Genomic DNA, 13,531 nt, shown 5'->3' with positions numbered 1-13,531 from the left:
CCATTCAAACAACTCTCAATGACGCTGGATATTGCCTAGCCAACTGATGCATAGGTCGCATTCGCTCATCCTCTAGCAAAACGACAACCTCCCTTGCGGGATCATCGGCTAAATTGTATATGAAATGTTTTACCGGCCGCTCATCAATCGAAAAGCTTAATTTAGACTTAATCGCCTGACCTTCACGAATGGGTGATCGTGTGGTCGATTGGAAAAGAACATCCAAACCTTTGGCCTCTGCACGCTCTGCTGCAAGAAACGGCAAATAAAGGTGCTCTCCATCTCCGACCACAGTAAGTGAATTTCGTACATTTAGGTCTGGCACAGATCCTTGGTATGGCATTAGAAGCCCAAAGCGACCAACGTTGGTCAGAGCTTGAGTTTCGGCAAGAGCACGATCAACGATCGGAGGTAGCTCCGCCGAAAACTCTGGATTCGGTATAAATGAAAAATCCCCTTCAACCAATGATATGAACCTAGTCGAAACAGGAAAATTTTTTAAAACCCTAGTAGCATCTTCGGATAGCCAGCTAACTAGAGATACAATAACGATCTCTCTAACATACGGCAGATTGGATAGCAATTTCTTTGCGAGCTGCTTAATTGTTCGCCCTGTAGATATCTCATCATCTACAAGTATCAGCCTTTTAGCTTGCCTTATACCCTCTAAATGCTCAGGTGACGGCTCATATAACAGTTGATCCACAGCATGGCTATGAATCTCATCTAACTCCAACCAGAGTGGCTTATTCAGCTTATTGCGGGTAGTATGCTGATAATAAACAGGTGGCTTCTGCCGCCTACTTAGGCTATCTGCAATTCCCGCACCTAACCCTGTAGCAGTCTCAGCCATCCCGACTACATATGTATCGTCTCCAGGCTCTATATACTCAGCGAACTCGTCATATATAGCTCTCATCTTGCTGGGTCTGACGGGAATATGCTTACCAAGTATTTTCGAAACAAAAAGAAACCCACGCTTAGGGTTTTCTCGGCAAGCAAAATCAAGTATTTCTGATATTGGATGCTTGGCTCTGCGCACGTTTAAAATCAACTGTCCAGCATCAATACTGATACACTCTGAATGCATATTTTTATTTTTCTAGATTATCTAGTGTATAAGTGAAAAACTAATTTTTTAAAAGAGCTCGCAAGATCCACCTGCAAGCTCTTTGGCTGTAAGCTTTAGCCTATGTTGACGCCATACTCCTGGGCCATCGGAGCCAAACCTCCAGCAAACCCCTGGCCAACCGCCTTAAACTTCCACTCTCCACTATGGCGATAGAGTTCACCAAAAATCATCGCCGTCTCAATACTATAGTCTTCGGTCAAATCGTAGCGGGCAACCTCTACATTTGTTTCATCGTTGACAATGCGAATGAATGCGTTTGCAACCTGTCCAAAATTTTGACGATTTGCCTCCGCGTTATGAATTGTAACAGTGACGGCAATTTTCTGAATAGCAGCAGGCACGGCAGACAGGTCAATCTTGATTGCTTCATCATCACCATCTCCATCCCCGGTTCTGTTATCACCCTGGTGAACAACTGAACCGCATTGCGATGTTAGCTGGTTATAGAAAATGAAATCATGGTCACCGCGAACCTTACCGTTATCAGCTAGCAGAAAAACAGAGGCGTCAAGGTCAAAATCCGTACCGTCTGTTACACGCTCATCCCAGCCCAAACCAACAAGAATTTTTTTGATTCCAGGATTAGTCTTTTCCAGACTAACATTCCCACCTTTTGACAAAGAAACGGCCATAACATTTTCTCCATTTTTCTCATCAATAAGCGAAACAATTCGCCAAAATTGCACAGGCAATTAAGTTAATACATTATCTACTGATAAAGTATGACATTTTCTCAGCTTACGTACTTTACCTTCAGTGACAATAAATGCCTTTTCTGCCATTAGTAACATCGGAAGATCTGGTGGCAAATTTCCGTATGCAAGCTCAAGGTCGACTAAACCATTCTGCTTGCGAACAGCTTTATTAATATTAATGACTTTCTCCTCATGGGAGCACTCTAAGCCTAAGTCGCCGTTATACAGCCCATCCACTTCTGGTAAATTCGTCCCGATCAGACAGTGATATGGCCAACCCAAACTATCAATGATACCTCGTACAAACGGGGCTGGTGATGCAGTGACAATCCATACTTCACCATTTCCAGCAGCATGCTTTTGCAATGCGTCCACGACTTCCGAAATTGGTGTGTAACTGTGAGCCTGCTTCTGACCAAGCTCATACAATTGACACTCACTAATCCCTATGAGATACCGCTTGTAAAGATGCTCTTTGATCGCCTGTCTCACACCAGCGCTCCAGCATTTCTTAGTAAAAAATGCTGGGACCGCGTGTGGCCATATGAGACGATGCCCTGATACAGACTTAAACAAAGAGCCAAGAGAGTTTTCCCGGATCAGAGTTTGATCAAAATCAAACAATGCCACTCTCACAGTCATGCAGCCCCTTCAGCCTCAACGCTATCTTTGCTCTTTTCAGGCCATATGATCGACGCAATCACACCAGCAAAAATAAGCCCCAGCACAACCCAAAGGCTATGCATGTGATGGATGTGGAAGGTCTCAATTCCAAAGTTCTTCTCAATTGCGCTTGCGCCAAGTTTTCCTGCAATAAATACCAACACTAGAGCAACAGCTTTTTCCAGATGACACAGATACTTGGCTGCGACAGCGAGCATAAAGTACAAATTTCTAAGACCCAGGATTGCAAAAATCACAGCAGAGTAGACCAAAAGAGGCTCTTGAGTTACTGCGATAATAGCTGGCACGCTATCGAAGCTGAAAACAATGTCACTGATCTCGATACAAATCAGACACAAAAACGCAGGTGTGGCATAGATAGCACCCCTACGAGCAATGCTTAGAGACTTATCTTCATTCGCAAGGCGCTCGACTTCCCGATGGCTAACAAAGAACTTGTTACCGCTTAATCGTGGCAACACAGGAAATATTTTTTTGGTAAAACGCACACTCCAGTGATTACTGTAATCTTCTTGCTCGTCGTCATCATCTGATCCTTTGAGCATTGCATAAGCAGTCCAAAGCACGATCACTGCAAAAATCAGCTCAACCCACGGGGCTATACCAAATAGGGAAGTTCCGGCTCCAACAAAAATTGCACGGAAGAGAAGCGCACCTATGATTCCGTAGTAAAGAATTCTGTGCTGCAAGATCCCCTTAATTCCAAAACTAGCAAAAATTGCTACAAACACCATCATGTTATCGATGCTGAGAGCTTTCTCCAAGGCATAACCTGCCAGGAAAAGGCTCGCGTATTCTGCACCAAAGCTAACTTTCAAATAGAAATAAAATCCAACAGCAAGCAAGATCCAAAAAGCTGACCAACCAGCAGCATCAGCAAAGGTTACTTCGGTCTTATTTCTGTGCATGAACAAGTCAAGAGCTACAGAAATAGTTACCACCGCCAGGAGTATGGCGATAGTTTCAAGCGGAAAGCCAAATGACCCCATTAAAATCACCCCTCAAGTTACAAAAACGCCTGAAATAGCGCTCTCTCGTTTTTATTTTTTCAGAAAGTTGAGGTCTATTGTCAGAAAACTATTTCTGGCCTCATCACCAGTAGCAGAATTTAGTAGGAGGTTAGATTGCGCGACCGCATGCAAATGCTGACAAACCTGACAAACCTGCTAATAGCGACTCTCTGGTACTTTATAACTTCTCTTGCTCCACTACGGGAGTGACTTGATTCAACAATTAGTAGCGACACGAGTCAAGAATTTTGCTTACCCCTCACAGCGGCACAGCACATACAAATACAAATAGCCCTGTAAAAACGTGCCAGTTTAAAAATCGATCGCTTTACAGTCAGATCCAATCGAACCTGGTCATTAAATGACAACCGATGCCTTATCTGTGCGTTAGCTCTAGTAGTTGTGCAGTCCCGATGTTCGTCCTACACTCCCGAGTTATCAATTGGTTTGCGAACAAGATCAAATTTCATCCTACTTATAAAAATTACAAGGACTACGTCATGAGACGCCTACCTGTATATCTTCTGCTGGACACATCCGGATCAATGGCCGGTGAGCCTCTCACTTCAATGGTTAACGGTGTCCAAACTTTACTCTCCAGCTTACGTCAGGACCCACACGCGCTCGAGACGGCAGCACTCTCTGTCATTGAGTTCGGCAGCGAAGCAACTCAAAGCGTACCTCTCACTGAACTAATCACGTTTCAATTACCAGAAATGCAGGCGAGGGGCACAACCGCAATGGGTGCCGCACTAGCTCTGCTCAATGATCGTGTTAATTCTGAAGTTATTAAGACAACGCCTGAACGAAGGGGTGATTGGCGGCCACTAGTCTTCTTGTTAACGGATGGTATCCCGACCGATGATTTGCAAGCGGGCATCAACGCTCTCGATAAATCTAAACTCGGGATTTTCGTTGCTTGCGCTGCCGGGCCTCATGCGGATACCACCCAGTTAAAGAAGATTACTGAGTCCGTTGTACAACTGGACACGCTGGATAGCAGTGGGATAGCAGCATTTTTCAAGTGGGTCTCTGACTCAGTGAGTACCAGCTCGGCGAAAATTGACCTATCCAAAAAAGACGTTACAGATCTAGGGGAGCTTCCACCACCTCCCGAGGAAGTCCAGATTGCTTTTTAGTAGCTGACTCTAAAAATCCGCACACATAACTGCAATCATTTTTAACGGAGCTCGCTATGGCTCGACGCTTACCAGTCTATTTACTCATTGATTCTAGTGGCTCCATGGCAGGTGAGCCAATTCACGCGGTAAATGTTGGCTTAAGTTCTCTTGTTGCTGGATTACGGCAAGACCCTTACGCTCTAGAGTCAGTTCATATTTCGATAATTACATTTTCTAATACTATCGAGGAATTGTTTCCGCTGACGCCTTTAGAGAGCGTTCAAATACCTGAACTTGAGCTACCACGAAGTGGGGCTACTCACCTCGGAGAAGCACTAGAGACCCTCTGCATGAAGGTGGAGGAGAATGTGCAGAAGTCAACTCCAACGACGAAAGGTGACTTCCGCCCGATGGCATTCATTTTGACTGATGGCAAACCGTCTGATTTGCAACTGTTTGATGAAATGGCTGCAAGAGTTAAGCAAATGAGTTTTGCATCAATAATAGGGTGTGCCGCAGGTCCAAAAGCAAAATCTGAGTACCTTCGCCAACTTACGAGTACCGTTGTCACGCTAGACACTATGGATTCATCAGGTTTTAGCGCTTTCTTTAAGTGGGTGTCGGATAGCATCACTGCAGGTAGCCAATCTGCAGGCGTAGAATTAAGTGCAGATAACGGCACTTTGCCGCCTCCACCCGCAGAAATTCAGCTTGCCATTTAAAACGAGGTTATTATGCGCCGACTCCCAGTTTATTTTGTGCTAGACGTTTCAGAATCCATGGTTGGCAGTCCGCTACGCCAACTTGAGAGCGGGATGGAACAAATCGTTCGCTCTTTACGTACCGATCCTCATGCTCTCGAAACCGTTTATCTATCGGTTATTGCATTTGCTGGAAAGGCTGATCTTATAGCGCCGTTAATAGACGTGGTTAGCTTTTATCCGCCGCGCTTGCCACTAGGCAGTGGCACGGCTCTTGGACACGCGCTTGATTGCTTGATGGATTGCATTGACCGAGATGTTATTAAAACCACCAATGAAAAACGGGGTGACTGGAAGCCTGTCGTATTTCTGCTTACAGACGGCAAACCGACGGATGACACAGCATCAGCTATTTCTCGCTGGCAAAATAGCTTTTCTGAAAAAGCACAGTTAGTAGCAATTACACTTGGTGATCAGTCTGATACTTCATTGCTCGGAAAATTAACCGAGCATGTATTGCAGTTTGATGGCTCTGACAACAAGCAATTCAAAGAGTTTATCGATTGGGTCAGCAACTCTGTCACGGCCACAAGTCACGCGGTAGAAGCTAATACAGGCAGCGTATCACTAGCCAAAAAACCGGCGGGTTTAACTCTAGTGAAAAATGTCCCACAACACTCTTCTAGTGTTATCGATGAGTCAGTTGTCGTTCTAACCGGTCGCTGTCAAAAGAGTGAGCGACCCTACTTGATAAAATACAACCGAAGCAAGGATAACCACTTCGCTAACAGACAGTTTGAACTGGAAGGAGCATTTGGAGTAGAAGAAAATTACTTCGTTTGGTCAGCGGAAGGGACTACCGATCAACAAATTGGAACAGAGAACTTGGAAGGTTTCCCTCCATGTCCTCACTGTGGAAACCACACAGCGTTCGCGATGTGTGGGTGTGGTAAGCTACTATGCACGAATGGACCTGGCTTATTTCAATGCCCATGGTGCAGAAAGAATGGAGAGTTCAGCGTTGAAGGTGGCTCCAGTGACTTTGACGTGACACGAGGGCGAGGTTAATGTCTGAAAATGTTTTAACTGCAGAAGAATTGAGCCAACTACTTGAGATAAGTGGAGTAGATATATCCAAGACACGAATTTCTCATATAGCGAACGACACTAAAATTCGCGAACAGTATCGCATGTTGCTCCAACGCATACGAGAGCTCTGTAAGAACGCTGATGCAAGAGAAATAGAAGATATTAGCGAGAAAAATGTCAACCCCGATCATGTAGCTGAATCAACCTCAGCAAAAACTAATGACGCTCTCAGTACATCTTCTATAAAAGATAATGACAAGCTGCCATCTGTCAATGAAGGATCCTCGTCTTTGTCTGCTGAATCGGCAGCTATTTCTCAAACTAAATCCATAAATTCAGTCGATGAGAATGATGAGCTTTCTGCTAGGACCCAAAGTAAGTCAGAATGCCTAGAATCAACAAATGAAGCTATTCAAGAAGAAAATAATGATGATAGCGATAGTGGTAAAAATTCACTTCCACCATATGATAAATGTGGTCAAGGCAGTTTCGGGAATAACCCAGATTCTGAACTGAAACCCTTTGAGCCGTTTAATTCAACTGATTTAGATAGGCAAGAAGTAGCAAAGACGGATCCGATTAATCGTCCTGACCCTACAGCATCAATAACGCAAAACATTGTTACATTTACAAAACAAACTAATTTAAAAGAGACAAAGTCAAGCCTGAGGCAAAAGCGCACCGAGAGAATCCAGCTACCAAATGGGATGGTTGGTCGTGAGTACCAACACTCCATTTCTCTGCCGGGGGTAAGTATTCAGGAATGCCATATCCCTAAAGATTTGTCGCTAAAAATCAATGAAAGTGGTGACGAGGTTTTTGGCACACCTACTACTGCGGGCGAATTCGAATTGCGATTCCAGGGAATAGCCACTAATGATGAACAGGAAAACTCAAAAGCGACGGTTTTTTTGATCGCCCGTTTCACGGTAGTCCCTGACCCTCGAACACTATGGCAAAATATTCCCTCTGATCCAACTGCACTATTCCATAAGCCTGACGACAGCTCCGATTGTATCGACCATGATGGCATTCGGCTTCTAACTGCCTCAAAAAGAGGGCGCAGCCATGCACATAAAGGCACTCACCGAGACGACGAAGCGCGAATCAAGTGGTTAGAAGAAAGCGGCTGGCATATTTTAGCTGTCGCAGACGGTGCCGGTAGCTGTCAATACTCTCGGCGAGGATCTGAGATAGCACTAAATATAGCTATAGAACATCTAAGTGAAGCACTGAATGGCGAAGCAGGTACAGCTCTTGTCGATGCTTGCTTGGCTCAAGACAATTACACCAGTGCATTCACTTTCAATGGTGCCACGCTACAAGCGGTGCACGAAACACTGATTAAGGCTGGTTGGAAGGCAGTGTTAGCCATCGATAGTGAGGCGGAAACTCATAAACTGTCAGCGAAGGACTTTTCAACCACTTTTCTGGTTTTAATCCATAAGGAGACAGAGAGGGGGCACCTTGTCATCGGGTTTTCAATCGGTGATGGTGCTCTTGTCGCTTACGATGTTAATAACGGTGTTAAATTGCTTTGCACTCCGGATAGCGGTGAGTTTGCAGGGCAAACCCGGTTTCTGGAAGCTTCTCTATTTCAAAGTAATGACATTTATAAAAGAATAAAAATTGATCTAATATCAGATTTCACTTGCTTAATGGCTCTAACAGACGGCATTACAGATGCAAAATTTTCTACCGAATCTGAGCTCAGTCAAAAGGCTCCTTGGGATGCATTATGGTCAGAAATTTCTCCACAATTAATAGGACCTAAAGAGCAAGCCAAAGAAAAAATGACTGATTGGCTGAACTTTTTTATAGCTGGAAATCACGACGATCGCTCTGTGGCGCTTCTGACCGGAGTTATTAACAATGACTAACGTCATTCGAGTTCAAACTTTAGATGGAAAAACTATAGAGTTTGTAGACGAAATTGTTGGCTCTGGGGCAATGAAAGATGTCTATTTCACACCCTGTAAAACTAAAGTGGTCGCCTTCTACAGAGAACCTCAGGATGCTGCGTCACGGGATAGGCTAGAGATGATAACGGGGGCATATAAGGATCGTATTTTTGATGCCCCAGGTGGTAACTATTGGCGAGAACAGTTTTGCTGGCCGGAGCATATGATCGAGCACGAAGGGAAATTAGGCATGGTTATGCCTATATACCCTGAGCATTTTTTCTTTGAATACGGCAGTATCAATAATGACATGCTGGGTATTAAAGGAAAAGAAAAGCAAGGTAAGTGGTTCGCATCATCGAATAACAGAGAGCGTTTTTTGGATGCAAGGGAGAAAGGTAACTGGCTTAATTACCTACAGATATGTCTAAAGATTGCACGATCTGTACGACGTATGCACGCCGCGGGGCTTGCTCACTCGGATCTCAGTTACAAAAATGTCTTGGTTGCTCCGACCAAGGCACAGACCTGCATCATAGATATTGATGGGCTTGTAGTACCAGGAAAATACCCTCCTGATGTTGTTGGTACTCCCGACTTCATTGCACCTGAATGCGTGGCAACGGGCCACCTTGATAAGCATGACCCGAATAGGAAACTGCCCAGCATCTATACAGACCGCCATGCATTGTCGGTACTCATATACCATTACTTATTATTACGGCACCCTCTACGTGGAGATAAAGTACACGCGTTGGATCCCAATGAAGATGAGACGCTTGCTATGGGTGAAAATGCGCTGTTCATAGAACACCCTTCCGATACGAGCAACCGTATCAAGTTAGATAACGTACGAGAAAGCGAGTTACCGTGGAAGGATACCGATAAGCTACCTTACACGATAACTGGTCCATACTTAAGTCCGTTATTTGAGCGCGCATTTATCAACGGACTGCACAAACCCAACGATCGTCCCACTGCAGATGAATGGGAAACAGCTTTAGTTAAAACATTAGATTTGGTCCAGCCATGCGTCAATTCTGCATGCACACAAGCATGGTATATATTTGACAATACAAAAAGTCCCTCATGTCCTTTTTGCACCCAAAAATATGAAGGTGCATTGCCAGTGCTTAACCTCTACTCAAGTCGTGACGGAGCGAACTTCAAACCAGACAATCATCGATTAATGGTCTACCGAGACCAGTCCCTATTTCCATTCCACATAAATCGACAGTTAGTACCCAATGAGCGACTCGATGACAAGTTTCGGAAAAGAGTGGGTTATTTCATAAAGCATCATGGGCGTTGGATTCTAGTTAATGAAAACATGCCAGATCTCTCTGACGTTAAGAGCAAAACTCCCATTCCACCAGGCGCACATATAGAGCTAATAGATGGTTTACAATTGCTCTGTAGCAAAGACGTTGGGGGACGACTATTTGTTGTTCAAATGGTCAACAATTAGCCGCTTAGCTTACTCGACGGTTCTGATTATTAGGGCAATTTAAATCTTGCCCAAATTGGCAGACATCTCTCTGGCTCCAAAAGTGGGCTTAAGAGAGGGTCTCTATTGGACCGCATCATTATCCCTTAATAATTGAGCAAGATGCCAAATTTGTGCGCCGCTGGTCAACATTCAGCCACAATGGGCAAAGTTCGCTCAAATACTATCTGAGCTAGCGTTGTGGGGGGCTGTTCTGACTGGTCAAACGTCAACTGCTCCTAAAGCTTTTTTCGACTAGCTCTCCCCTTCAAATCAAGAGGCGCTGATTAAGTGTACTATCGAATTGCTTAATATCCTGCAGCGGAATTGAACCCGCACCCATGGCAACGACCGAACTGGTATAGACAGGGGAACCTGGCTCACAAGCTGATTAGTCGATTCCAAAAGACTAAAGATGCTCTGGTTGGTACACTTCTGGTACATTTTTGGTACACGCCGTATACCACCTGTAGGCATCAGTCGATAGAAATCGAACCATAACTTATTGTTTTTAAAGGGGTTTTGACGGGAATATTCGTTGGTAGCGACTCCCGCCATCTCCACCAAATCAAAAAGGCCCGTTGCCGCAAGGTAACGGGCCTTTTTAATTTGATGAAGCTGTCGGAAGGGGAACGCAACAGCGTAGGGTTCGATCAGCGCGCAAAGCGCGCTAAGACAGCCGCAGGCTGCCCCGAAGGGGTGAGGAGCGCAACGACGAATCACTCCCGCCATCACAACGTCCATTCCAACGTCAAAATTTTACTCTGACCCCAATATTCATGTTTCTGACTCAAAAGTAAATCTCGAGTTAGCGCAAGCCCTGCCGAAACCCGTAAAGCGTATCCGCCAGCAATCCCATTGGTGTCTCTATCGCCTCGACAATTTTCTCAGGACTTCCATAGAGGCGAACAGCCTGGTCTTGTGGCGCAATCTCCAGCAAGAAGGCACCCCCTTCTGAGTGGCCTGCGATATTCAATGTCATATTGTCCTGAAAGCGGACTTTATCAGCATATCCCGGGCGTATGCGAAAACCGACATCGTTCAGGGCCTGCAAGATCTTGTCTTGATGAATAATCTGGTCCGCTAAGATACGCGTAGCGTCACTGGTGGCCCTTTCGTCCAGAATCAGTTGAATGCCGCCGACATAGCTATACTCCTCCTCATCTTCTGCGGCACTTGCATTGGCTTTATTTTTGCCGCTATCCCCTGCGGGCACTTTATCCGCATCATAGTGAATAGAGACGATAGTAACCCCATGCTTTACTGCCGCCTCCAATACCCGGTCATACTGTTTGTAGGCCGCATCAAAGGTGTCTTTGTCCTGTATGTCTTTGCCCGCGATCATATCTTCGACATTCAGGATGTACGTATTGAGGCCACGGCCCAACAGCTTGCTATTCAGGCTGTCCAGGGTTGGGTCAATGAACAGGCGCTCTTCACCATTGGCTCCGCCGGTTGATAGATTGAGGTGACCCGGCAAGGTGTGATCAGACACCAATAGCACATCGATCCGCTCCATCAACTTCACAACCGGGCGAATATCAGCGGTGGCAACCCGGGAATTGCCCGTGCAGGCCTGCAGCAGCGATAGGGCCAATATTGCGAATATTGATGGCTTTAGACCAATTAACTGCATAGTGATACCTGCACCAGCCCTATTTTCGATAAAAAAGAGAGACCAAGTTACGGAATATCCATTCAAACAATAGTGACCTTCTATCGCCCGGACCGATGTATCGCTCCTACCCCAGGCCCTGAACCTCGCATGGGTCGATGGCGGCCCGGCAGACATCGACTCATGCATCCCTCTTTCCAGACCGGGGGAAAGCAGCCCAGCAACTTTTCTCGCTATATATCCCGGTCGGAGACTTGTCTCACCGTCTCTACCCTGAGCACTTCGCGGCATTGAAGGAAAGGTGTGGACGTATATTCCCCTGGCTTAGACATTCCTGAATAATATCCATGTCACAACTCAACCAAGTGAATCATGACAACAACGAACAAATCTTCACCCGTAAAGCGCCTGCTCCTCTGGATTTACCCCGCAACCATTGCCGTAATGGCGCTGGCACTATGGCAATATCCGAGGTGGTTCGACGCGGAGTTGCCAGACTATGGAAGGGCTGAGCGGGAAACGGTGGCAAGGGAATTCCGCGCTGCCTGGGTAGCTACGGTTGCCAATATCGACTGGCCCAGCAAGCCCGGGCTCCCCGTAGAGCAACAGCAGCAGGAGGCCATCGCCTTGCTGGATAAGGTTGCGGCGGCAAACATGAATGCGGTGATTTTCCAGGTCCGCCCACAGGCAGATGCCCTGTATAGAAGCGAGCTGGAGCCATGGTCGTACTATCTTTCCGGCGAGCAGGGCAAGGCGCCAGAGCCCTTTTATGACCCTCTCGCTTTCTGGATAGAGCAGGCCCACCAGCGAGGTCTGGAACTGCACGCCTGGGTAAATCCATACCGCGCACACCACACTCAGGGTGGCCCGGTATCCAAGCACTCCATCGTCAAGAAAAAGCCGGGGTTGGTTGCAAAGTTGGCCAACGGCATGTACTGGATGGAGCCAACCCAAGAAGACACAATCACCCATTCATTGGCGGTAATAACGGATATTGTTCAGCGCTACGATATCGATGGCATTCACTATGATGACTATTTCTATCCTTATCCCTCATACAATCAGGGCGCACCTTTTCCGGACAGTGGAAGTTATCAGGAGTATCAACAGCAGGGGGGGCAGCTCAGCCTGTCCGACTGGCGGCGGGAGGCTGTTAACCGATTTGTCAAAGAGATCTACAGCGAAGTAAAGCGGATCAAGCCCCACGTAAAGGTTGGCATCAGCCCCATTGGCATATGGCGCCCCAAACACCCGGAGACGATCGCCGGGTTTGACCAGCATGAGGAGCTCTATGCCGATGCCCGGCTCTGGCTGAATGAAGGCTGGCTCGATTACTTTACGCCGCAGCTTTACTGGAATATCAACCGAATTGAACAGAGTTTTCCTATGCTGCTGGCCTGGTGGCAGGGTGAAAATCACCAGCAGCGTCACCTCTGGCCAGGTTTAAGCAGCAATCAGGTAGCAACGCGCCAGGGCACCGACGAAATCATAAACCAGATTCTGTTTACCCGTGCACTGTTACAGGAGCAAACCGGGCAGGTTTTCTGGAACGTCAAAACCGTGAGTGAAAACCCCGAGTTTGCGCAATTATTGAAAGATACCGTGTTTTACCATCAGGCACTCGTGCCTGCATCTCCCTGGCTGGACAGTACGCGCCCGCTGGCACCCAGTGTGCGCTATCAGTCAACCGTCGACGGGCTGACAATTCACTGGCAGCCCAGCGGTGATGAAGCTGCATCCCGATGGTTGCTTCACTATCTGGAGAACGGGAAATGGCGCTATAAAATCTTGACCGGGGACGTCCTCAGCCATAAGTTCAAACAGCAGGAAGAAATTACTACCGTTGCCGTGGTAGCGGTGGACCGAAATGGATTGGAGAGTGAGCGTATCGATCATCCGGTCACACGGCCCTAGGTGAATCAGGGTCGTATTGGGATAGTTTAAGTTTGCGGAGGCGGTGGTTACACCATTCACGCGAGGATTACTGACTAGCAGAACGAAGGGTTGACCTCGATTAGCGGGGTGATTGGGGCGGATGACCCGTTAAGGCTTTGGTGAAACCGCCCCGGTTACCGCCCTTCAGGCCGCGGATAAGCA

Annotated in this window: 11 protein-coding genes; 6 read left to right on the top strand and 5 right to left on the bottom strand. The window is 46.6% G+C overall.

The features are described 5' to 3' along the window. Positions 1-4: 4 nt before the first annotated feature. The 4 genes from LVD12_RS07815 to LVD12_RS07800 form a co-directional block, all read right to left on the bottom strand. Positions 5-1,090: a phosphoribosyltransferase domain-containing protein gene (locus tag LVD12_RS07815; RefSeq protein ID WP_237067148.1), complete on the bottom strand. Its 1,086-nt coding sequence runs from the start codon at positions 1,088-1,090 to the stop codon at positions 5-7. Between the two features lie 95 nt (positions 1,091-1,185). Then, the gene (locus tag LVD12_RS07810) at positions 1,186-1,818 is read right to left on the bottom strand and encodes a TerD family protein (RefSeq protein ID WP_439651336.1); all 633 of its coding nucleotides are present in this window, start codon (positions 1,816-1,818) and stop codon (positions 1,186-1,188) included. Positions 1,819-1,824: 6 nt separating this feature from the next. Beyond that, on the bottom strand, positions 1,825-2,451 hold the full coding sequence (locus tag LVD12_RS07805) for an HAD family hydrolase (RefSeq protein WP_237067147.1): 627 nt from the start codon (positions 2,449-2,451) through the stop codon (positions 1,825-1,827). A 14-nt stretch (positions 2,452-2,465) separates the two neighbouring features. After that, entirely contained in the window at positions 2,466-3,500 is a 1,035-nt protein-coding gene (locus LVD12_RS07800) for a TerC/Alx family metal homeostasis membrane protein (protein ID WP_237067146.1), read from the bottom strand. Positions 3,501-4,021: 521 nt separating this feature from the next. Here LVD12_RS07800 and LVD12_RS07795 point away from each other — a divergent pair. The 5 genes from LVD12_RS07795 to LVD12_RS07775 are packed head-to-tail and all read left to right on the top strand — an operon-like array spanning position 4,022 to position 9,801. Next, positions 4,022-4,660 (top strand): vWA domain-containing protein, encoded by a 639-nt coding sequence (locus tag LVD12_RS07795; RefSeq protein ID WP_237067145.1) that lies wholly within the window; start codon positions 4,022-4,024, stop codon positions 4,658-4,660. 56 nt (positions 4,661-4,716) lie between these two features. After that, entirely contained in the window at positions 4,717-5,364 is a 648-nt protein-coding gene (locus LVD12_RS07790) for a vWA domain-containing protein (protein ID WP_237067144.1), read from the top strand. A 12-nt stretch (positions 5,365-5,376) separates the two neighbouring features. Then, on the top strand, positions 5,377-6,411 hold the full coding sequence (locus LVD12_RS07785) for a TerY-C metal binding domain-containing protein (RefSeq protein ID WP_255771669.1): 1,035 nt from the start codon (positions 5,377-5,379) through the stop codon (positions 6,409-6,411). Further along, on the top strand, positions 6,411-8,312 hold the full coding sequence (locus LVD12_RS07780; RefSeq protein ID WP_237067143.1) for a PP2C family serine/threonine-protein phosphatase: 1,902 nt from the start codon (positions 6,411-6,413) through the stop codon (positions 8,310-8,312). Before LVD12_RS07785 ends, LVD12_RS07780 begins: the two co-directional genes overlap by 1 nt. Then, positions 8,305-9,801, top strand: coding sequence for a helix-hairpin-helix domain-containing protein (locus tag LVD12_RS07775; protein ID WP_237067142.1), 1,497 nt, complete (start codon positions 8,305-8,307; stop codon positions 9,799-9,801). Before LVD12_RS07780 ends, LVD12_RS07775 begins: the two co-directional genes overlap by 8 nt. A gap of 826 nt (positions 9,802-10,627) precedes the next feature. Here LVD12_RS07775 and LVD12_RS07770 read toward each other — a convergent pair. After that, on the bottom strand, positions 10,628-11,455 hold the full coding sequence (locus tag LVD12_RS07770) for a hypothetical protein (RefSeq protein ID WP_237067141.1): 828 nt from the start codon (positions 11,453-11,455) through the stop codon (positions 10,628-10,630). 351 nt (positions 11,456-11,806) lie between these two features. Between LVD12_RS07770 and LVD12_RS07765 the strand changes: the two genes are divergently transcribed. Further along, a complete protein-coding gene (locus LVD12_RS07765; protein ID WP_237067140.1) occupies positions 11,807-13,348 on the top strand; it encodes a glycoside hydrolase family 10-like protein in 1,542 nt (513 codons plus the stop codon). Positions 13,349-13,531: the final 183 nt, after the last annotated feature.

The organism is Microbulbifer guangxiensis (assembly GCF_021729075.1).
GTDB classification, from domain to species: Bacteria; Pseudomonadota; Gammaproteobacteria; order Pseudomonadales; family Cellvibrionaceae; genus Microbulbifer; species Microbulbifer guangxiensis.
Note: the sequence above shows the minus strand (reverse complement) of the source record. Positions and strands in the feature narration are given on the sequence as shown.

Excerpts from the sequence above, each read along its gene's own strand:
- LVD12_RS07800 (WP_237067146.1), bottom strand. The coding sequence starts at position 3,500 with ATGGGGTCATTTGGCTTTCCGCTTGAAACTATCGCCATACTCCTGGCG.
- LVD12_RS07790 (WP_237067144.1), top strand. The coding sequence starts at position 4,717 with ATGGCTCGACGCTTACCAGTCTATTTACTCATTGATTCTAGTGGCTCC.
- LVD12_RS07795 (WP_237067145.1), top strand. The coding sequence starts at position 4,022 with ATGAGACGCCTACCTGTATATCTTCTGCTGGACACATCCGGATCAATG.
- LVD12_RS07815 (WP_237067148.1), bottom strand. The coding sequence starts at position 1,090 with ATGCATTCAGAGTGTATCAGTATTGATGCTGGACAGTTGATTTTAAAC.
- LVD12_RS07770 (WP_237067141.1), bottom strand. The coding sequence starts at position 11,455 with ATGCAGTTAATTGGTCTAAAGCCATCAATATTCGCAATATTGGCCCTA.
- LVD12_RS07780 (WP_237067143.1), top strand. The coding sequence starts at position 6,411 with ATGTCTGAAAATGTTTTAACTGCAGAAGAATTGAGCCAACTACTTGAG.
- LVD12_RS07785 (WP_255771669.1), top strand. The coding sequence starts at position 5,377 with ATGCGCCGACTCCCAGTTTATTTTGTGCTAGACGTTTCAGAATCCATG.
- LVD12_RS07775 (WP_237067142.1), top strand. The coding sequence starts at position 8,305 with ATGACTAACGTCATTCGAGTTCAAACTTTAGATGGAAAAACTATAGAG.
- LVD12_RS07765 (WP_237067140.1), top strand. The coding sequence starts at position 11,807 with ATGACAACAACGAACAAATCTTCACCCGTAAAGCGCCTGCTCCTCTGG.